General features: G+C 62.3%; 16 protein-coding genes. 1 reads left to right on the top strand and 15 read right to left on the bottom strand.

Annotated features, from left to right (window positions below):
• Window positions 1-20 precede the first annotated feature (20 nt).
• The 5 genes from PQR27_RS07380 to PQR27_RS07400 form a co-directional block, all read right to left on the bottom strand.
• On the bottom strand, window positions 21-1136 hold the full coding sequence (locus PQR27_RS07380) for a porin (RefSeq protein WP_408226279.1): 1116 nt from the start codon (window positions 1134-1136) through the stop codon (window positions 21-23).
• A gap of 307 nt (window positions 1137-1443) precedes the next feature.
• Window positions 1444-2862: a DUF1254 domain-containing protein gene (locus tag PQR27_RS07385; protein ID WP_408406226.1), complete on the bottom strand. Its 1419-nt coding sequence runs from the start codon at window positions 2860-2862 to the stop codon at window positions 1444-1446.
• 92 nt (window positions 2863-2954) lie between these two features.
• Window positions 2955-3920 (bottom strand): DUF1254 domain-containing protein, encoded by a 966-nt coding sequence (locus PQR27_RS07390; protein WP_408406224.1) that lies wholly within the window; start codon window positions 3918-3920, stop codon window positions 2955-2957.
• Between the two features lie 117 nt (window positions 3921-4037).
• Window positions 4038-5348: an MFS transporter gene (locus PQR27_RS07395; RefSeq protein WP_408406222.1), complete on the bottom strand. Its 1311-nt coding sequence runs from the start codon at window positions 5346-5348 to the stop codon at window positions 4038-4040.
• 83 nt (window positions 5349-5431) lie between these two features.
• Entirely contained in the window at window positions 5432-7750 is a 2319-nt protein-coding gene (locus PQR27_RS07400; protein WP_408226291.1) for an arylsulfatase, read from the bottom strand.
• An 85-nt stretch (window positions 7751-7835) separates the two neighbouring features.
• Here PQR27_RS07400 and PQR27_RS07405 point away from each other — a divergent pair, with 85 nt between their 5' ends.
• Window positions 7836-8576, top strand: a complete 741-nt coding sequence (locus tag PQR27_RS07405; protein WP_408226294.1) for a Crp/Fnr family transcriptional regulator — start codon at window positions 7836-7838, stop codon at window positions 8574-8576.
• Between the two features lie 141 nt (window positions 8577-8717).
• Here the strand turns inward: PQR27_RS07405 and PQR27_RS07410 are convergent, their stop codons facing one another.
• The 10 genes from PQR27_RS07410 to PQR27_RS07455 form a co-directional block, all read right to left on the bottom strand.
• The gene (locus tag PQR27_RS07410; protein ID WP_408226297.1) at window positions 8718-10019 is read right to left on the bottom strand and encodes an alkyl sulfatase dimerization domain-containing protein; all 1302 of its coding nucleotides are present in this window, start codon (window positions 10017-10019) and stop codon (window positions 8718-8720) included.
• A gap of 38 nt (window positions 10020-10057) precedes the next feature.
• Window positions 10058-11323: an alkyl sulfatase dimerization domain-containing protein gene (locus PQR27_RS07415; protein WP_408226300.1), complete on the bottom strand. Its 1266-nt coding sequence runs from the start codon at window positions 11321-11323 to the stop codon at window positions 10058-10060.
• 99 nt (window positions 11324-11422) lie between these two features.
• The gene (locus PQR27_RS07420) at window positions 11423-12265 is read right to left on the bottom strand and encodes a shikimate dehydrogenase family protein (RefSeq protein WP_408268995.1); all 843 of its coding nucleotides are present in this window, start codon (window positions 12263-12265) and stop codon (window positions 11423-11425) included.
• A gap of 115 nt (window positions 12266-12380) precedes the next feature.
• On the bottom strand, window positions 12381-13829 hold the full coding sequence (gene gabD, locus PQR27_RS07425; protein WP_408511626.1) for an NADP-dependent succinate-semialdehyde dehydrogenase: 1449 nt from the start codon (window positions 13827-13829) through the stop codon (window positions 12381-12383).
• A gap of 126 nt (window positions 13830-13955) precedes the next feature.
• Window positions 13956-14708 (bottom strand): SDR family NAD(P)-dependent oxidoreductase, encoded by a 753-nt coding sequence (locus PQR27_RS07430; protein WP_408226309.1) that lies wholly within the window; start codon window positions 14706-14708, stop codon window positions 13956-13958.
• Between the two features lie 32 nt (window positions 14709-14740).
• The gene (gene lpdA / locus PQR27_RS07435; RefSeq protein WP_408226312.1) at window positions 14741-16138 is read right to left on the bottom strand and encodes a dihydrolipoyl dehydrogenase; all 1398 of its coding nucleotides are present in this window, start codon (window positions 16136-16138) and stop codon (window positions 14741-14743) included.
• A 13-nt stretch (window positions 16139-16151) separates the two neighbouring features.
• Window positions 16152-17408, bottom strand: coding sequence for a pyruvate dehydrogenase complex dihydrolipoamide acetyltransferase (locus PQR27_RS07440; RefSeq protein ID WP_408226315.1), 1257 nt, complete (start codon window positions 17406-17408; stop codon window positions 16152-16154).
• 1 nt (window position 17409) lies between these two features.
• Window positions 17410-17898 (bottom strand): VOC family protein, encoded by a 489-nt coding sequence (locus tag PQR27_RS07445; RefSeq protein ID WP_408226318.1) that lies wholly within the window; start codon window positions 17896-17898, stop codon window positions 17410-17412.
• A 52-nt stretch (window positions 17899-17950) separates the two neighbouring features.
• Entirely contained in the window at window positions 17951-20137 is a 2187-nt protein-coding gene (locus PQR27_RS07450; protein ID WP_408226321.1) for an alpha-ketoacid dehydrogenase subunit alpha/beta, read from the bottom strand.
• Between the two features lie 43 nt (window positions 20138-20180).
• On the bottom strand, window positions 20181-21005 hold the full coding sequence (locus PQR27_RS07455; protein ID WP_408226324.1) for an SDR family NAD(P)-dependent oxidoreductase: 825 nt from the start codon (window positions 21003-21005) through the stop codon (window positions 20181-20183).
• Between the last annotated feature and the right edge of the window lie 252 nt (window positions 21006-21257).

Consider the following 21257-nt stretch of genomic DNA (forward strand, 5'->3'; position numbering starts at 1 on the left):
GCAAATAGCGCCAACGTCTGTTAGAAGCGATGCGCCATCCCTATTGCCACGATGGTCTGCGACGTGTCGATCCCGGTCACCGTCGTGCCCGGCCAGCTCATGGTCGCGCTTCCGTGGTTCTTCATGTATCCCGCGCGCATGTAAATCTCTGTGCGCTTGGACAGGTTGTGGTCGATGCCGATCTGGATGCCAGGCGTATTGTCGTGCACGCCGCGCACGTTGCGCTCGATGCCAGCGATCTCGATGGTATCGGCGGGTGTCGCCTGAATCGTCGCGCCCAATTCAGCGACGCTGAACGAATGCGCCGCGCCAAGCGTGGCCGCCAACGACTTCGCCGGCGCGTCCTTCGAGCGGTTATACGCATAGTTGAACTGGAAGTTCACGATACCGATCCGATAGGCGAGTGCACCGGTGAAATGCTCCGTTCCCAACAGATTCAACGCAGACGGCAGCCCAGGGATAGTTTCCGTCCCCGGATGCTGATTCTGATAGGCCAGACCTGCGTAGAAACCGTAACCCGAATACGTCGCTGCAAGATCGAGTGTATTGCCCACTGTCTCCGGCACCGGCTGGGTCACCGTCGCAGTCAGGCCATACATCGCATAAAGCTTCAGTCCGCCTACCACAGGCGACTGGTAGACGATTGAATTACTGGTTCGAGCGGATGCGGTCTGTGTGGCCAGCGTTTTTCTATCGGCGGTCGCCGCAGCGGCTGCGAGCGGCGAGAGGGTTTCGTCGCCACGGTATGGGTCGGTCGGGAAAACGGCCCAAAAGGTCGGCGCATATTGGCGACCAAAGGTCAGCGATCCATATTTCTCGTCCGACAGCCCGACCCAAGCCTGACGATAGAATAGCGCCGTGCTGTCAACGAAGAATCCCCCGTTAGCGATATTGAAACCGCTCTCCACGTCGAAAATTGCGCGCAGACCGTTCCCCAGATCTTCTTTGCCATTGAGACCGAACCGGGAACCCGTGCTGCCACCGCTTTTTTCGGCAAACGAATGCGCGCCGCCATTGTTCTGATACTGTACAAACGTATCGGCCACTCCGTAGAGCGTCACACTTGATTGCGCTGCAGCACTGCCTGCAGCTAGGATCAATGTGGCACCACAAATACCCTGACTGATAAAACGCATGCATGTCTCCTCTTTGTGTTTGCCGTGTCTGACCGACACGGGGTGAAGCAAACTCAAGCAGATGCCGGCTGGCTGCACACACGCCGTTCGGCGATCCAGCCCCCCAATACGTCCAGACGAAAGTGATTCCTGTTAAATCGCGAACATCGCATTTAACGTAGCACTACATATTTTTTGCTTGAAATCTTGGTGCGGCTTGTGACCCCGGCAGCGCCGCTCATACGCTCACGGCCGTCGGCGCTGCCGGCGAGGTCATAGGCGTCAACACGCGCAGCACGGTCGCCGCCGCGATCGACGTTCGGACGGCTCAGTGAACCTTGTGCAACGCCGGGGCCTTCCAGCTGCAATCGAGTGCTGCGGGCTTCGGCCAGAATAGGCGCAATGCCATGATGAAAGGGCCGGCCGGTGCAGGTAGCCAGTTAGATTCCTTGTCTTCGCCAGGCGATGCATGCTGGACGTAGAGCGTCACGCCGCCGTCGGGATCGCGCTTCAACGCCGGCAACATGGGCGAATTGATCAAATAGCGATTGAGCCGGTTGGGGAACAGGAATCTCGATGGAGCCTCATACAACGTAAGCGACCAGAATGCGTTAACCGGTGGCAACTGGCCGGGCGCGAAGCGCAGCGCGTAGCGCTGCTGGGCGCCGTTCAGTCGTTGGCCGTCGGAGTCGATGAGATAGCCGGGATAAATGGCTTCCTCTTTCGAATTTCCATAGATGCCATCCACCGCTGCCAGCATGCGATAGAGGTAATGGTTCTGCAGGTAGGTCCGGTTTCCGAATACGTCGCCGCTCGTACGTTCGCCGGTGGCCATCTGCTTCTCCAGCGCATCGTAGTCGCGCCAGGCATCCGCGATGCCGTCCTCCATCGCGCGGCGAACTTCCGGGGCGAGCGCTTGTGCGTCGAAGGGCTGCGCCGCACCGATGCCCAGTTCGGCGAACCGTGCCAGCAGCGCTTCTTCGGATGCATGCGGTGGGCAAAGCCCCAGCACGAAGTTCATGACGTTGAAAAAATCGAGCGACGTTCGTTCCTGTTCCCTCGTGAGAGGCTTGACGAAGCGCACGTCCGGCAGCGCGGTCGGAGCCGGCTTGCCGAGATACTGCGACAGCGTCTGTACCCGATAGCCGGCCTGCACGGTTTTTACGTTTTCGATGTCGGCTGGATTGAACAACTGTGTCCGATAGAACACGAAAGCGAAATCCGTTTCGGCGCGGATCACGGAATGGATGCCTTCCGGCTTCTCGCCCGTCCAGTGCGGACCGGCCAGCAGAAAACTGGCGGCGCCGTTGCCCGAGGTCCGGCTGCCGGCATAGGCGAAATTGAACGTGTACAGATCAATGAACTGGAGCGCGTAATAGCGGGCGCTTTCCACCTCCGGGACCGTGAGCACCAATGGCTCGGTGCGCAAGTCCGCGCCAAGGTGCGAATACGGCGTGTCCGAGTTCGGCGTCTGGATCGCCTGGTCATCCGGCGTGTAGACGCGCGCGATGTGGTGAACGCGATTCCACGCCCCTTTGTATTCCGGATGGTCACGGTCCACGAAGTACGAATACTGGATTCGATACGAGTCCACGAGCGGGAAGCCATAAATGTAGGCCTCTTTTGCGATGGCGCGCGCTGTCGCCGGCGTCAACGATCGGACATGCGACTCCGATGGCAGCGGCGGTGCGCTGCTTTCGTCAGCCGCAAGGGCGATGGATCCTGTATTCGAATGCGGTTTAATCATTGTGTCTTTACCTCGTTAGGAGGGCGTGGCCGGGCCGGATTGGTTAGCGGTAGCGCGTACGCGGGTACAGGGCGCGACGATCAATGCTTCAATCAGTTCACCGGCTGCGCGTCGGGGAAGCTCCAGCTGCCGTCCAGGATTGCTGGGCGTGGCCGGTAAAGCCGCACCATGTAGTTCCAGTCCGGCGTGATCGGCAGGCAATTGGGCGTCTTTCCATCGTAGCCACCGAACTGCACGCAGATCGAGCCATCTTTCTCTCTTTGCGCCGTGAGGTTATTGAGCGTGTAGGCGGCATGCGGATTCGGCTCGAAGTAGCCTGCAGCGTTATAGACGCTGATCGACCAGAAGCTATCGACCGGCACGTCCCGCACCGAAAGCCGGTAGCAGGTGGCGCCATCGTTGCGCGCCGGGTTGACCATCAGGTACATCGCATGTCGCTCGGGATTGCCGCCCCATGCGCTGGCCGCGCCGATCAGATGCCGCACCGGCGAGACCTCGTCGTGCGTGCCGAACATACCTCTCGAGTCGGGCAGTGTGTCGCCTAATGTCTGCAGGGCGAGGCGAACCTTCTTCTGACTCACCGGATCCCATTGCGGCACGTCGAAGTGGCCTGCTTCCTTTTGCTCGACCTCGATCGCGTCCTGCAACGCATGCACGCGGCGAACCTGATCGGCGTCTGTTGGGTCGATCAGTGTGCGCACGCCAATCAGCACATAGCGCGTGCCGATCTGTTCCCTCGAGAACGTATGGTCCCCAGCGTCGTACACGACAGTGCCGACGTACTGGTCTTCATTGATTGCGACCATCGACCTGAAACAGTCGCCCGCATCGGGCAACTTGACTGTCACGGGGCCGGCATCGAGATCGAATACCGCCGTTGAATAAAGCGTGTCGCGATTGACGCGTACGATGGTTTGCTGTTCGACCGGTGCCAGCGCGCGGCGATGAAAGAACCGGCCGAAACTGCCCTGTCGGACGGCCGTTGCAAAATAGAAATGTGACTCCGCACGCACGAAGTTGTCGGCGGTAACGGGCGCAAGAAAATGCTGGGACGTCATGATGAATGTTTTCCTTTTGCTGCGGGGCAAGCCGGTGGCGTAAAAAGAACGGGGTAGAGCGAGTCGCAGTGGGTTTGCGTTGTGCAGTTCACCGCAATCGGACCGTCGCAAGCATCGTCAAGCCGGCTCTGTGGCACGGGTGCGGCGCACCTGCGATGCACGCTCAGGGTGCAGGAAACACAGGCTGGCGAGCGCGCTGGCGATCAGTACAACGGCGCCGATCAGGAAGCCCGTTTCATAGCCGTGTGCGTCTGCGGTGCCATGCGCTTGAAGCAGCCGACCCATCACCGCTGGGGCAATCACGCCGGCGAGGCTCGACAGCGCGGTATGAATCGCGAAAATGGCCCCACGCTGCCCCGCCGGCACCAGTTCGGCGAGTATCGGCGAGGCCAGTGCGAAACAGACGGCGGGTGGGGCGCTGGCAAACGTGAACAGCAGTACTTTTTGCATCGGTGTGAGATCGAATGCGACCAATGCGAGGAACAGCGCGCCGCTGAGCAAAAAGCAAAAATTGATTAACTGGACGCGCGCCTTTCGGGTCGACGCTCCGCTCGTCAGGAGGCGTTGCGACAACCAGCACAGGCCGATCGTGGTCGGTGTGCTGCAGAGCACGACCATTGCGAACAGCCGGCCGGCCGTGATGCCGTTGAAGCCGAGCCCCTTTTCCAGGTAGGCGGGCAGCCAGGTCAGCACGAGGCCCAATGTCCAGTACGCTGCAAATCCCAGCAGGAAGACGAGCAATACGTAGGGGGAGCTCAGTATCGTGCGGTACGGCAGCCGCGCCGGTTTGGCTGTTGCGTGTCCATCGGCGCTGGTCACGCCGGGATATGACGCTGCGGCCTCCTGCAACTGTCCTTCCCGCCCGAAGCACAGCCAGAGAACGCTCCAGATCGCGCCGATGGCGGCCAGAATCAGAAAATTCATGCGCCAGCCCCAGCCGCGCGTGACAAGTGGAATCACGAGGCCGGCGACGATCACGCCCAAGGCGGCGCCCTGGTTGATCACCGCCACCGGCAGGCTGCGCTTGTGGTTGGGAAACCATTTGAATACCGCGTGCACCGACACAGGCGCAGCCGGTCCTTCCATCGCGCCGAGGATCACGCGGCAACTTAGAATCGGCAGCACGCCGGCGGCGAACGCGAGCGGCACTTGCAGCAATGACCAGGTCACGGCCATCGCCAGCAAGATCCAGCGCGTGGAGATGCGATTGGCGAGAAAGCCACCGGCGACCGCTGACACCGAAAAAAGCCAGAAGAAGCTGCCGGCGATCACGCCGAACGCGGCAGGTGACAGATTGAACTCGGCCATCAAGGGCACGGCCACCATCCCGAGCACGATCTTGTCGAGGAAGTTGATCAGCGAGAGACCCGTCAGCAGCAGGGCGATGGACCAGGCGGCTAGTGGTCGGTAGTCGGCAGAGGCAGTCAAGATAGGTCTCGGTGCGAGAAGGAAGGAGCCAGTGGCTTCGCTCGTTTGCAATGTGTCGCGGAACGGTTTCGCGGCATGGCGGGTTAGTCGAGCTGCGCCAACTGTTCAGGCCGGTTCGCGATGCTGCCGGGCGCCTGCGCGCCGGGCGTCAGACGTGCGAAATGGATTCGTCCAGCATAGGGAAACGCGCCGCGGTCCCGATAATGCTCGCTGACCTGGATGCGGCGGTCGCGTCCCACGTCGAGACCTTCTCCAGTCAGGCGCAGGATCGTGGGGGTCATCGCAAAGGCCGGGGTTACCGGGGTTTCGTTGAGCCTGAGATGGCCGATGCCGCGCCGGTCACCGGTTGCACGGTGCTCGAGCACCAGATGATTGACGCCTTGAGCCAGTACGATGTCGGTCAATTCCGTCAGGCTCGAGCCGCTGCGAAACGTGAAGTGCAATCGCGCGCCATCCACGAAGAAGGTGAAGCCCGCGAACGCGTTGCCGACAGCCACCAGGACGCCTTCCTCGGCGCCGCTGTACTCGAACCGGCATTCCAGCTCGAAATTCCGGTCGGCGATCAGAGGTGAGATGACGGTGCCCGGCACGGTGGACGTGTCGGGATAAAAGGTCCTGGCCTGACCGAGGCTCGCCTCGGCAAACGGCGGAACGCAAAGCCCACGACGACTGTCCCGGTTATCGAGCGGGTAGACGTAGTTGGCCTGCGCGTGCGCCTCGAACTCGGCGATGAGCGCCGCCAGCAGTTCGGGGTGGGATGAGGCGATGTCATCGCACTCGGTGGGATCGCTGGCGAGATCGAAGAGCATCCAGTTGTCCAGATCGATGCGCGTGCCGGGCGGCTGCAGCGAGACGATTTTCCAGTTGTCTCTGATATAGCCGCGATTGCCCTCCAGCTCGTAATGTTGCCGGTCCCGCCGCGAAACCTGATGCGGGTCGTCGAGCATGCCGGCGAAGGACTGACCGTTGAGTCCGCGCGTAGCATGACCGCGGAAGGTTGCGGGGTAGGGCGTATCAACCAGTTCCAGTAGCGTCGGCAGGGTATCGGTGACGTGAATCCACTGTGTTCGTATCGCGCCGCCGTCGAGAATGCCTTGCGGCCAGTGCGCGATGTAGGGCACGCGGATACCGCCGTTCATCGGCGTGCGCTTATAAAAGCGAAATGGCGTATTCGACGCGTTGGCCCATCCGACCGGATACGCCGCATACGATTCCATGCCGCCGAGCTTGCCGCTACGCATCATCTCGCTCGCCAGCCCGGCTGTCTCGGCGCCGGCCACGCGCTTCTCGAAGATGTTCGCCGACCCCTCCGGGCCTCCGATCGAAGAGGCGCCGTTATCTGAGGTAAGGATGATCAGCGTGTTATCGAACAGTCCGGCGTCTTTGAGAAAATCCGTGAGGCGGCCGACGTTCTGGTCGATGTTGTCGACCATCGCTGCATAGAGCTCCATATAGCTGGCATAGAGCGCCTGGGTCGGCTGATCGAGCGTATGCCAGTCCGCGATATTCGGCGAACGGCCGGACAAGCGCCAGTCTTGCGGAATCAGTCCGGCCTCGATCTGGCGCGCGTAACGCTCTTGCCGGACCGTGTCCCAGCCCTTCTCATACAGGCCGCTATAACGCTGGATATCGTCCTTCTTTGCGTGCAGTGGCACGTGGGGCGCGTTGTGCGCGAGGTACAGGAAGAACGGTTTGTCGGGGCTGCTGCTTTGATGAGACTTGAGCCAGCTGACAGCCTTGTCGGTCCAGTCATCACTGCAATAGTAGTCTTCCGGGTAGACGTCGGTATCGACGAAACTGTTGCCTTCGACCAATTGCCCCGGCGCAAAATAGTTGGTCTCCGCGGAGAGGAAGCCGTAAAACCGGTCGAATCCGCGCTGCAAAGGCCAGGAGTTTCGTGAGCCGGTTGGCGAGACGTTATGGTCGCCGGTGTTGTGCCATTTGCCGATCGCGTAGGTCGAAAATCCGCGCTCGCGCAGCAGTTCCGGAATGGTCGGCGCGTCCTCCGACATTTCACCCGCCATGTAGCCCGGATAGCCGGGGCTGCTGTGTGTCAGCCAGCCACAGCCAACCGAATGAGGGTTCTTGCCAGTCAGCAGCGCTGCACGCGCCGGCGTGCACATCGGAACCGTGGTGTAGTTTGTGAATCTCAGCCCGGCGCTGGCCAGCGCATCGATATTCGGCGTGCGGATTTCGCTGCCGTAGCAACCGAAATCCGAAAAGCCAAGATCGTCGAGCAAGATCACGATGACGTTCGGTGTGCCGTGCGGCGCGCGGCTGTGGGGCTTCCACCATGGTGTAGACTCCCGCAACGTTTTACCGATCCGGCCGAGATAGCCTGCGGCCGGGTCCGCCGTATGAAGGAAGGAGTCGGGAGGCAACGTTGTTTGCTCTGGCTTCATTTAATGTCTCTCGGGGGCACGTCTTGTCTGATCTCATTCATGTGCTGCACAGTGTGAGCGTGGTGCGCCGCAGCAATCTGTCGCAATGACGACACAATTCCCAGATTCCCCTTATCGCGCATTGGCGCGCAGCTTACTGGCCCGCTCGGATGACCTGCGCGGTGCGGCCAGTGAGACACTGGAGCGCTTCGTCGAAAACGGCAGGATTGCAAAGTACCTGGATGGAAACGTACTGGCCGTAGCCGGCGGTGAGATGGAGGCACTTGTCGTGGTGTTGAGCGGTTCGATCGAGGTCGGGCTGTCCACCGTTTCAGGCAAGCATTTCGTAATCGGTTATCTCGGGCCTGGATTGATCTTCGGGCTCATCCCCATTCTCGATGGCGGCGGCCCTGTCCATGACGCACGCTCGCATGGCGAGGCGGTGGCATTGCTCATTCCCAGGGCGGTGTTCGCGCAGGCGGTCCGGGAAGACCCGGGATTGGCACAGGCGCTCCTGCGGCTCTTTTGCAAGCGGTCTCGCGCGTTGTATGGCAGCGCCGCAGCAAGTGCTTTGGCACCTTTGCGAGTGCGGGTGGCGCGCGCGCTGCTGTCGCTGCTGCCGGTCCACGGGGTCCGGCACGGCGAGACGGTGTCCATTACGTTGAAGTTATCGCAGGAAGAGTTCGCCGCGTTGCTGGGCGCGTCGCGGCAATCCGTCAACCGTGAACTGAAGGCGCTCGAAAACGCAGGATTTATTTGCCTGGCGTATTCATCGATTCGCGTACTCGATTGTGGCGCGCTCAATGCCGTGGCCGGTATGGACGAGGATCCGGCACCCGTCAAATGACGGCAGCCTGGCGCCCCCGACTAAAGCGCGATTCGCATGGTGCCGCGTCGATGCCGCGTTGTCTGAGATTGACCCGGTGAAGCAATTTCGCATATCGAGTCTTGCAGCGCCTGGGGGCGTCGGCGACATCACGGCATACTACTAAAAAGATGCGGGTGGATCCCCGGCACTCGTGCTCCCAATCGGAAGACCAAGCAACTCTTCCGCGCTGCTGAGCAGAATCTGCCGGGAAACGACGGAAGACACTTGCATGGCCCGCTGCCGGCACAACTGCGCCTTGATTTGCCGTGCCGCCTTCACGTCTGGACGATCTTCGCCCGAGAGCGCGAGCAGGTCGATCACATGCATGGCGAGTTGAATTTCGCCTTGTGCCTGTAGCCGCCTGGCTTCGTCGAGGATGTGCGTGGAATCGAGAAGCGCAGACAGTACTGCGTTGGCGGCATCCGCCGGCCTGGCCGGATGCAGGTTGGCCGGATTGCGGTCCCACCAGCCGTTCTCCGTACGCCAGATCGCACGCACGATGTAGTCCGGTGAACCGAATATCGGCCGCATGAATTGATGATCGAAAAAAGATTCCGGATACACCATGTCATGCAGAATTTCGCGTTCATTCATCCCGGCGTTCATCCGCTTGACCACTTCCTGTCGGAGATAGCGTAGTGCCCGCACCGGCACGAGGAAGGCGTCTTCAATGTCCTTCGGATCATTGATCGGCGCGCCAGATTCACGCAATACGCAGAGTGGGGCCAGCGCATGGAGGCGCTCGAGTGTAGTGGCCCAACGCATGGGGTCCCGCAGGGTCCGCAGCGGCATGCCAACGTTCGGGATTCCGCGGCTCATCGAAAGTCCGCTGTACAGGAATCGCTGGGCGGGCAACCAGACGGCGAGCGCGTCGTCCGTTTCGGATGGAGCGCTCAGCAGTTCAACGGTGCGATCCGCGCCGTCGATCACCAGTTTGCTGCCAAAGGTCTGGTCGGGCATCGGACAGTCATCCGCGGTGTACGGCTGCGTCGCCTCTCTGTTTTCCCGATTATTGATCCACGCCTGCAGCGATGCAGCCTGGAGTTGGCGCTGATAGCTTGCTGGCACGCCCTCGTGGGAAATCGTGGTCGGCCGTGGCTCGCCGCGCAAAGCGGCGTGCTTCAGCCACTGCGGCACGCCCCGGTTGTAGCCGGCGTGGCCATGACTATAGACAATAGCCAGCACGGGTGCCGGGGTCAGCTCGCGTAACCGCGCAATCATTGCCTCGGTGGCGCAGCCACCGGGTCCGGCATCGACGATGATCACGCCGCGCGCGGTTTCAATGGCAAGTGTGTTGCGCTGTCCACCAAGGGTATGAACCCCCGGCACGATGTTCTCGAGCAGTTCGCCGGTCGCAGGCATTCCCAGGCCAGCATCTGGCTTAACCTGCTTGTCGATCGCCTTGCTTATATTGGATTGCATGTTTTGATCCCCTGCTGTCGAATTCTGACTACTTCCACTCATTTCCACTCGTATGAGTCGACGCGGGCGAGGTCGTCAGCCCCCGCCGGCAACCCTAGCAACTCGTCTGCGGCGCTCAAATAGAGGTTGTGCGATACGGCAGCGGTAACCGTGCCGGCTCTCTCCTTGCAGAGTTGCGCCTTCAGCGCCCTTGCCTCGTTCGCGAGCGTGTCCCGCGCGTCCCCTTCGGTAAGCAGGTCGATCACATGCAGCGCAAGCTGGATTTCACCGGCAGCCTGCAGCTCTCGAGCACGCGCGAGTACTTTTTCCGGGTGGGCCAGCGCGCGCCGCACGGCTGCGGCGACCTGCGCCGGCGGGGCCGGGTGCAGGTCTGTCGGATTGCGATTCCACCATCCATTCTCCGAGCGCCAGATGTCGTGCATGAGGTACTCTGCGCACCCGTAGGCCGGCTTCATGAATTTGCTGCCAAACAACTCGTCTGGCAGCGGAACGTCATGAATAATGTCGTTTTCCTCCATGCCCTGATTCATCCGTCTGAGCACTTCGTCGCGCAGATATCGCATGGCGCGTGCGGGAACGCTCAGCGCTTCGTGGATGTCGGCGCAGTCGGTCACCGGCTTGCCAAACTGCGGGATCAACACCTGCGGGCGCAGTTCGGCAAGCTGGTCGAGGGTTTGCGCCCAACGCATGGGGTCGCGAAAGATCCGGTAGGGCGAACCCGCATTCGGGCATGTCTTGATGAAGGCGTTCGCGGCAAACAGCGTGTGGACATCTGGAATCCATACTGCGGTGCCATCATCGGTTTCGGAGGGGACGTGCATCAGGATGACCTCGCGCTCGCTCCCGTGCACCACCAGCCGTTCGCGATAGGTCAGCGTGGGCATCTGGAACCAGTGTGCCGGCGGGTCGGCGGGATAGCCGCTGCGGAACTGCCGGACGTTCGTATATGCCTGGAGCCCTGCTGTTTCGCGGTATCTGCGGTACCGCGCAGGCACGTTCTCTTGTGCAATAAGAATTGGCGCGGGATGGCCGCGCCTCGCCGCATCGTCCTGCCAGTAGCACACGCCGTTGTTGTAGCCCATATGGCCGTGGCTGTAGACCAGATAAGCAACCGGCTTGACGAGGCTGCCCCTGAGCTCCTGAATCATGGCCTCGGTAATCTCGTCCCCAGGGCCCGCATCGACGAGGAGCAGGGTGTCGCCAAGATCGACGACCAGTGAATTACCCTGGCCTCCCAGCGTATAGACGCCATCGGCATGGCGCACTAGTGTTTCCTTGGTCAGAAGGATGTCGCGAGCGTTCATGATAAATCTCCCAATGGGTAGCGGAATTCCAGCGTCTGGTTCACCAGGGCGAAGCGATGTTGTATGTCGAACTTTGACGCATTGGGAACCACGGTGGCATCAGCGGTCGTCAAAAGGGCCCAGCATGCGCTCAACGTATTGGGGTTCCAGCGGGACCTCAAGGAACCGGGCAATTTCAACAATCTGTCCATACAGCATCCATTGCCCGTGATGCACCGGACAGCCGTGCTCGCGCGCCGTCTTTAGTAACGACGTATCTTCATCCCGGACCACCGCCTCGCACACCAGCGTGCCAGCGCTCAGCAGTTCAGCCTGTACCGGGATCGCATCGCCGTCGTGCAAGCCGAGGGCAGTGGCATTGACTACGATATCGAAGTCAGCAGGATTGTTGTCTCCGCTGCGAATCGATACGTCAGGCAGTGCCTTTTTCAATTGCGCAGCCAGTTCCGCGGCCTTGCTGGCCGAACGGTTATGGATGACGAGTTCGGCCGGCCGCTCGCGGGCAATTGCGTAGGCCATGGATTTGCCGGCGCCGCCCGCGCCGACTTGCAGAACACGTTTTCCACTGATCGTGTGCCCGCGTTCGCGCAAGCCGGCGACGAAGCCGTCGCCGTCGAAATTTGCGCCGACCCAATGACCCTTTGTCCGGTCAAAGCGCATCGCATTGACGGAGCCCACCAGCCGGGCGGTGTCGGTCAACTCGCCGCATGCGGCGACCACGGCTTCCTTGTGGGGGATGGTGACCACCAGTCCAAGCAGATTGTGCGGTGCTTGCGCACCGGCCAGAAACGCCGGCAACTGCGCGGCATCCACATGGAGCGGCACACATACCGCATTCAAGCCTTGCCTTGCCACAGCGGCGTTGAAGAGCTGGGGAGTACGCACGTGTGCGATCGGCGAGGCGATGATGCCGACGAGCTGGGTATTGCCATCTATCTGCATAGCGACATTCTGGAAGAGGTTGAGCGGGGCGTAGGGCGGGCGAGGTCCGGGGACGGTGACGGCTTCCCTGGAGCCGGAGCCTGGCCGCCGCCTGAATCGGTGGCCAGGTTCATTGTCAGAGCCCAGCCATGCACGTGTACTTGATGGTCAGGTAATCCTCGATGCCGTAATGCGATCCCTCCCGGCCCACGCCGGATTGCTTGATGCCGCCGAACGGCGCAACCTCATTGGATATCAGACCGGTATTGACGCCGACCATGCCGTATTCGAGCCGCTCCGAGACGCGCCACACGCGGCCGAGATCGCGCGAATAAAAATAGCTCGCGAGGCCGAACTCAGTATCGTTTGCCATTGCGACCACTTCGTCCTCGGTCTCGAAGCGGAAGAGGGGCGCCAGCGGACCGAACGTTTCCTCGCGCGCCACCAGCATGCCGGGTTTCACGTCAGCCAGAACGGTGGGCTCGAAGAACGATTGCCCGAGCGCGTGGCGCTGGCCGCCGCAAAGTACCCGCGCGCCCTTGGCGAGTGCGTCCGCGATATGTTCCTCAACCTTGACGACCGCTTTTGCGTCGATCAACGGACCGACACGGACGCCGTCTTCGTTGCCGTCACCTACCTTGAGCGCGCTGACGGCGGCGACCAGCTTCTGCGCAAAGACGTCGTAAACACGGGCGTGCACATAGAGGCGGTTGGCACAAACGCAGGTCTGGCCGGCATTGCGGTATTTCGACACAATCGCGCCTTCGACTGCGGCATCGAGATCCGCATCGTCGAACACGATAAACGGCGCATTGCCGCCCAGTTCCATCGATACCTTCTTGATGGTGGAGGCGGTCTGCATCATCAGGGTGCGTCCGACTTCCGTCGAGCCGGTGAAGGTGAGCTTGCGTACCAGCGGGTTGCTGCTGAGTTCACCGCCGATGGCGGCAGCCGACCCGGTTACCACAGACAATACGCCGGCGGGAATGCCGGCGCGTTCGGCCAGCGCCACCAGCGCGAGGGCTGTCAACGGGGTTTGCGAAGCGGGCTTGAGTACCATGGTGCAGCCGGCCGCCAGCGCCGGGCCGGCCTTGCGGGTGATCATGGCCGCGGGAAAATTCCATGGGGTGATCGCAGCACATACGCCCACCGGCTCCTTGGTCACGACAATGCGCTGATTGCTGAGCGGTGCGGGAATGGTCTCGCCGTAGACGCGCTTGCCTTCCTCGGCGAACCATTCGATGAACGACGCCGCGTAAGCGATTTCGCCACGCGCTTCCGCGAGAGGCTTGCCCTGTTCAGCCGTCATGATGCAGGCAAGGTCGTTCTGGTGGCTGAGTAGCAGTTCGAACCATTTGCGCAACAACACCGAGCGCTCCTTGGCCGTGCGGGAGCGCCAGCCGGGCAGCGCACGGTTGGCGGCCTCGATGGCATGGCGCGTCTCGCTGGCGCCGAGCGCCGGCACCCGGCCGACGTGTTCGCCGGTGGCGGGATTGGTGACGTCGATGTAACGATCGCCATCGATCCAGCGGCCATCGATATAGCACTGCTGACGCAGAAGGGACGGGTCCTGAAGTTTGATCATGGTGTGCTTCCGATGCAGCGGGGGAAAGGGTTGTGATCTGGGTTTGACGGCAAGCATGGGGACGTCGGCGGCTTCAGTCGCGCTTGTCTCAAGGTTTGCCGTCGGATCGATCAATGCGTCATGCCATCAACCGGCGATGTATAGGCCGCCATTGACATGCAGCACTTCTCCGGTCACGAAGCTGGCGGCATCGCTGCATAGGAAGCCGATCGCCGTGGCGATTTCGCGTGGGTGGCCGAGGCGCTTCAGCGGCGTCTGCTCGACTGAATCGGCGCCACGTTTCAGGATCAGACCCGCGGTCATCGGTGTCTCGATGATGCCGGGGGACACCGCATTCACGCGCGTGCGTGGACCGAGTTCCCTGGCCAGGCTGCGGGTGAAACTGAGCAGGCCACCTTTGGACGCTGAGTAGTGCGCATTGGAGTAAGCGCCTCGATGCGCGGCCACCGAGGTGAGGTTGACAATGGCGCTGTTCTCGCGCAACGCCGGTATTGCGCGGCGCACGAGGTAGAACACGCCGTCGAGATTGACGGAGAGCGTCTGCCTCCACTGCGCGTCGGTCATCTCGCCGACCGGCTGGTCCTGGTAGAGGCCAGCGGACGGTACAAGGAAATCGATGCCGCCGAAGCGTCCCTGCGCCAGTGCGACGGCGCGCGCGCAATCATCCGGGCTGGCTGCGTCCATGCTGAGTGTGACGATGCGCGCGCCGTCCGGGTCCAGTTCGCGGGCAAAGGCCGTCAGACCCGTTGCGTCGAGGTCCACAAGCACCAGGTTCGCGCCATGCGCGAAAAAAAGCCGGGCCGTCTCGCGGCCAATGCCGCCATTCGCGCCCGTAAGAAGCAGCGTGCGTTGCTCGAAGTTGTACATGATCGTTTCCATGGAGGTCAGTGCGGGTGCGCTCTGCGAATCCCTCAGATATGCAGTGCACGCCCGTAGGCCGCGAGCACCGCTTCGTGCATGGCCTCGGACATCGTCGGGTGCGGCAGGACGGCCGCAATCAGATCGGCTTCGGTGGTTTCCAGCGCTTGCGCGATGGCATAGCCCTGAATCATCTCCGTGACTTCCTCTCCCACCATATGCGCACCGAGCAGCTCGCCGTTGCCCGCGTCGAACACCACTTTGACCAGCCCCGCAGTCGCTCCCATGGCAATAGCTTTGCCGTTGCCCACAAAGGGAAACTTGCCGACCTTGACTTGATGCCCGCGTGCCCTGGCTTGTGCTTCGGTAAGTCCCACGCTGGCTACCTGCGGATGGCTGTAGGTGCAGGCAGGGATGCGCTCCGGATCGAGTGCGTGCGGTTGCAGTCCGGCGATATGCTCCACGCAGATGACGCCCTCGTGACTGGCCTTGTGCGCCAGCCACGGCGGGCCGGCCACGTCGCCGATCGCGTAGACGCCGGGCTCGCCGGTATAGCCGAATTTGTCGGTCACGATGTGCGTCTTCTCGACCTTGACCGCGCTATGTTCCAGGCCCAGATTCTCTACATTGCCGACGATTCCGGCTGCCACCAGCACCACATCGACCTCGACGCTCGTGCTGGCCGTCTGGTCGCCCTGCAGGTCAATCGCCCAACCTGATGCCGTGCGCTGCGCGCGCTCGATATGAGTAGCCGTATGCATCACGATGCCTTCCTGGCCGAGGCTGCTGGCGACGTGCGCGGCGATCTCGGCGTCTTCCGCAGGGAGGATGCGCTCGGCCATCTCGACGATCGTCACGGCTACGCCAATCGCGTGATAGAAGCTCGCGAACTCGACGCCGATCGCACCGGCGCCAACGATCAGCATCCGTTTGGGCGTCATCGGGGGTGTCAGTGCTTCGCGGTAGGTCCAAACTGTCTCGCCATCGGCGGGAAGCATCGGCAACTGGCGTGCGCGTGCTCCCGTTGCCAACAGGATGTGGGTGGCCGAAACGGTGTTCACTTCGTCGTTCAAACCGGTGATTTCCAGTGCGCGCTTGCCGGCAAGGCGGCCATGACCTTCAAATACGGTCACGCCGTTCTTCTTCATCAGGTGAGCGACGCCTTTGTTCAGTTGCGCAGCCACCGCTCGCGAGCGGGCGACCATCGCTGGCAGGTCGGCGCCAGGTGCTGACGTTCGTACACCGAAGGATGCCGCGTGCTTCACCATCCTGAGCACGTCGGCCGAACGCAGCAGCGCCTTGGTCGGAATGCAGCCCCAGTTCAGGCAGACCCCGCCCAACTGAGCTTTCTCGACCAGTGCGGTCTTCATGCCGAGCTGGGCCGCACGGATCGCGGCAACATAGCCGCCGGGGCCACCCCCGACAACGATCAGATCAAACGAGGCGTTCATCACTTCCTGCTCCTTAGATCAGCATCGTCAACGGGTTTTCCAGCAGGCGCGTGAAGGCGGCCAGCCATTGCGCCGCGAGCGCGCCGTCGAGTGCGCGATGGTCTGCTGACAACGTGCAGCGCATGACCTGCCCGACGCGGATTTCGCCGCCGTCCACCACCGGCATGGACTGGGTGGCGCCAACAGCCAGGATGGCGGCCTGCGGAGGATTGATGATTGCGGCGAACTCGGCCACACCGAACATACCGAGGTTGCTGACGCTAAAGCTCCCACCCTGGTATTCGTCCGGGCGCAATCGTCCGGCGCGCGCACGCGCTGCCAGTTCGGCAATCTCGGCGCTGATGACGGAAAGCGGCTTCTGATCGGCCGCGCGCACGATGGGCGTAATGAGGCCCGCATCGGTCGAAACCGCCACCGCGATATCGGCCTGCGTGTACTGGCGCATCGCGGTGTCCGTCCAGCCGACATTGGCCGCCGGCACCTCGCGCAAGGCGACCGCCACGGCGCGTACGATAAAGTCGTTCACCGACATTTTTCGCGCCGCGCCGGCGTTGATCTCGGTGCGTAGCGCAAGCAACCGCTCCATGCGGCAGTTCGCAGTGAGATAAAAATGGGGGATAGTGGACTTGCTCTCGCTCAGGCGGCGGGCGATCGTGCGGCGCATATTGCTATGCGGGACTTCGACGAACGTCCCGGCGGACTGCACTGGCTGCGCGGCCTCGCGAACCACGGGCAAGGCGGCGGCTTCGCCCGACGCAAGCATGGCCGCAGCCTCCTCGACGTCGCGCTTGACGATCCGGCCTTTGGGGCCGCTGCCAATCAGGCTGGCGAGGTCCAGTTTGCGCTCGCCGGCGAGGCGGCGCGCAAGAGGGCTGGCAAAGACGCGGACCGGCTGTGATGCGAGCGCGCCCGTTGCCGCGTCGTTACCCCCGGACGAACAGACGCTTGTATCGGGAGCGGCGTTTGCCCCAGACGCTTGCGTACCGTTTGCGGCCGCTGCGATCACTACATCCACATCGACCGAAGTTTCGCCATTGATCAACAGTACCCCGATTGGCGCGCCGACCTCGACGCTTTGCCCGGCGGCAATCAGGCAGCGGCCCAGCACACCGGCGCTATCGGCGTTCAGTTCGACGACGGCCTTGTCGGTTTCGATTTCGGCGATGCAGTCGCCCACCGCGATCGTATCGCCCTCATTCTTTGTCCACGCTTGCAGCGTGGCCTGGGTCGCGTTGGCCGCTACCTCGGGCATGCGCAGAAGGATAGGCATGTCAGGCGTTCCTCGGCTGGCAAAGCTCGGGGCGATAGGTCGCGATATCCGCGTACTGGACAATCTCGAGCACATTGCCTTCCGGGTCGCGGCAGAACGACAGGTAGGTGCCGGGCCGCACCTCGACGCGCTGCGCGCCGGTCAGGAAGGTCACGCCAGCGGCGTGAAGCCTGTCGATCACGGCCTGAATGTCGTCCACGATGAAAGTCAGGTAGGTGGCATTGGCCTCACCCAGGATGTACGCTGGCGCGGCTTGCGGCGCCGGTGGTTGCTCCGGCGCAAGCAGCTTGATGCGTTCGCCATTGGAGGTCTGCAGGCGCACGACGGTGTAGCCGGCTTCATGTAAGGCCGCCTGCACAGCCTTGGCGGCAGGCACGGCGATTTCGCTGACGAACGCGAAACCCAGTACCTGCTCGTAGAAACGGCGCATGCGCGGCAGGTCGCGCACCGCAATGCCAACCTCCAGCGGAGCAATCATGTTCAGCGTCATGGGAATTCCTTGAATACGATCAATCGGTTCGATATCTTTCGGGCGCTGCTGCTCAGGCCGCGCCTTTGTCGCGCATGACTTGACGCAGACCCTCGGCCACTTCCTCAGTGCGCGCGGCAGCGGCGCGTTCCAGCACCCTGGAGATACTGGGCGCAGCTTCCGCACCGGTGACGCGCTGCACGGGCTGGTCCAGCCAGTCGAAGTAGCGCCGCTGGATTTCGTCGGCCAGCCAGCCGCCATACGATGTGCCGCGTGCGCCTTGCTCGACGATCAGCACGTTGTTGGTTTTCTTGAGACTCTGTCCGATCGTTTCCCAATCGAGACTGGCCCGGTCGAGCCAGCGCAGGTCGATCACTTCAGCATCGATCCCGGTCTGCTCGACGGCTTCGAGCGCGTGGCCGACCATCGACAGATAGGTGATCACCGTGAGTTCGATGCCGCTGCGGCGTACCGAGGCCTTGCCCACCGGCAGGTGGTAGTCGAAATCATCGACTGGGCCCGTACCCGTGGCGTTGTAAAGGTCGACGTGCTCGATCACGAGCACCGGGTCCTTGCAGGCCAGTGCCGTGTTCATCAAACCCACATAGTCGAACGGTGTCGAAGGGGCCACGATGCGCCAGCCAGGGTTGGTGGCAACAATGCCGGCCGGATCCATCGAATGCTGGGAACCGTAGCCGGTGCCCATGGCCACTTTGGTGCGCAAGACCAGCGGCACATCGCTTTCGCCGCCGAACATGTGGCGGGCCTTGCCGATCTGGTTGAAGATCTGGTCCGCGGCAACCCACATGAAGTCCGGATACATGAACTCGACCACTGGCTTGTAACGGCCATCCAGCGCAAGCCCGCCGCCAAGGCCGACAAATGCGTTCTCGCTGATGGGCGTCCCAAGGACCCGCCCTGGAAAGCTGTCACGCAAGCCACGGGTGGCGCCGTTGGTCCCGCCCTTGAGGCGGTGTACATCCTCGCCCATGACGACGATTGATGGGTCGGTGTCCATGCGGCGGTGCATGACGTCGGCCACCACGTCGATAAATTTGCGCGTGTCCAGCTTGCCGGTGAAGTCAGCCTCTTCCTCGTAGCGCAGGCCCTCGAGCTCACGCAACTCGCTGCGGATGCCAACGTCGCGGAAGTCCGGGCTCGGCCACAGGTCGGGCCGAATACGCTTTTTGCCGGGCCTGGCTGGATCGGCTTCGGTGAGCGCCTCGATGGCTTCGCGCATTCCCTGCTTCACACGCTCGCGCAGCGCGGCAATCTCGTCAGCGCCGATCAGCTTGCGCTCCTGCATGCGACGCGCGATCAGGTCGAGCGGATCGCGGGTGCGCCAATGTTGTTCCTCGTCTTTGCTGCGATAGCCGAAGGCGCTGCCGGGAAACGGCCCGTTCTGATGGAAAAAGCGATAGACGTCTGCCTCGATCACGGTCGGCCCAAGACCGGCGCGCATATGCGCGAGCGCTTCCTGGGTGGCCAGATAGACCGCCAGCGGATCCATGCCGTCTACTTTCCAGCTTGGGATGTTGAACCCCATACCGCGCGCTGACAGGCGCGGCTCCGCCGTGGATTCTTCCACGGTGGTGGAGACGGCGTAGCGGTTGTTTTCGATGAAGAAGCACAGCGGCAGCTTCCACGCGGCAGCCAGGTTCATGGTTTCCAGAACCGAGCCGATATTCACCGCGCCATCACCGAAATAGGTGATGGCCACGTCGTCGGTGCCGGCGTGTCGATGCGACCACGCGGCGCCGGCGGCCATCGGTACGCCGCCACCCACGATCGCATTGGTGCCCAGTGCGCCGGCTTCGGCCCACTGCAGATGCATCGAGCCGCCGCGGCCCTTGCAGAAACCCTGAGCCAGACCGAGGATTTCCGCCAGGGTACGCTGCAGCAGGTTCTGAATGGCCGGCGCAAACGGTGCGTGAGGATCGATGCCGGCAGGCGCGAGATAACCCAATGCCTTGGACAGAAACTGATGATGGCCGCGGTGTGAGCCGTTGATCTGGTCGGTGCCGGTAAGCGGGACGATTGAACCGACCGCGCCGCCCTCCTGGCCGATGCTCGAATGGGCCGGGCCATGCACCAGTCCCTCTGCCGCGAGTTCCAGTACGGCTTCCTCGAAGCCGCGGATCAGGTGCAAATGGCTAAGCATTGTGCCGAGCAGCGCAGGGTCGGCACGCGCCCAGTCATCGTCGGTGGCGCGCAGTTCCACCCATTCGGCGGTGGGGTGCAGGAGGCTACGTTCAGACATGCGGAAATCCTTGAATACCAGTCGAAATCGCGAAGCGGCGTGTTCAGAAACCGTCGGCGGTCCAGCCGCCATCGGATACCAGCGCGTGGCCCGTGATGAACGCGGCCGAGTCGGAGGCGAGGAAAAGCGCCACTTCGGCCATTTCCTCAGGCGTGCCGAAGCGCCGCAGTGGCGTACGCGCGAGCAGCGCGTCGCCGTCGATGGCCTTGCGGGCCAGCAGCGATTCCATTAACGCGGTGCTCGTGTAGCCCGGGCACAGCGCGTTGACGCGGATGTTGTGCTCGGCCCACTCCGCCGCCAGCGACCGGGTGAGCGACACGACGCCGGCCTTGGCGGCACAGTAGGCGAGGCGCCGGGCCGATGAGGCGAGGCCCCACATCGACGCGGTGCTCACGATGGAGCCGCCGCCTTGCCGCACCATGCGACGGGCGGCAGCCTGCGTGCAGTAGAAGACGCCGGACAGGTCGATGTCGATGGCACGGCGCCACTCGTCTGGTGTCAGTTCCAGCGAGGGCTTGTTCATGGAAATTCCGGCATTGTTGAGCAGGATGTCGATGCGCCCGAAGCGGGCTTCGGTGTCGGCACAGGCGGCTTCGACGGCGGCGGGGTCAGTGATCGACGCCGTGACGGTTTCCACTTCGATATGCGGATAGGCAGCTTCCAGCTCCGCCTTGGTGGCCGCGAGGCCGGCCGCATCCAGGTCGAGCAGCGTCAGGCGGGCGCCGTGTCGCGCGAAGCCATGCGCCATCGCACGGCCTATGCCGCTCGCGCCGCCTGTGTTGAGTACGGACTTGCCGGCGAGGCCGGCATAGATGGCTGGCGTAAAAGCTTGTGCCGTCTGCGACGTTTTATACGGGGAGGGGTTCATGCAGCTAACCGGTCCTTCATCAGTTGAGTATTGGATTCGCGTTGCACAGGCTCGCCTTCGTTGCCGTTCGGCCGTGCAGGGCATGAAATACGGATGACTAACATGTTCATAGCGGCGAGCAAGCCAGGATGCTTGTTGAGCACTGAACCGCCGGCGAAATTTTCATAAATTGGATAGACCAAAAATACAATTGGTCAGACAGGTTAACTATAGAGGCACCAGATAGCGCCCGTCAACGCCGATGTGAATCGT

Source organism: Paraburkholderia fungorum, from assembly GCF_046027215.1.
In the GTDB taxonomy this organism is placed as follows: domain Bacteria; phylum Pseudomonadota; class Gammaproteobacteria; order Burkholderiales; family Burkholderiaceae; genus Paraburkholderia; species Paraburkholderia fungorum_D.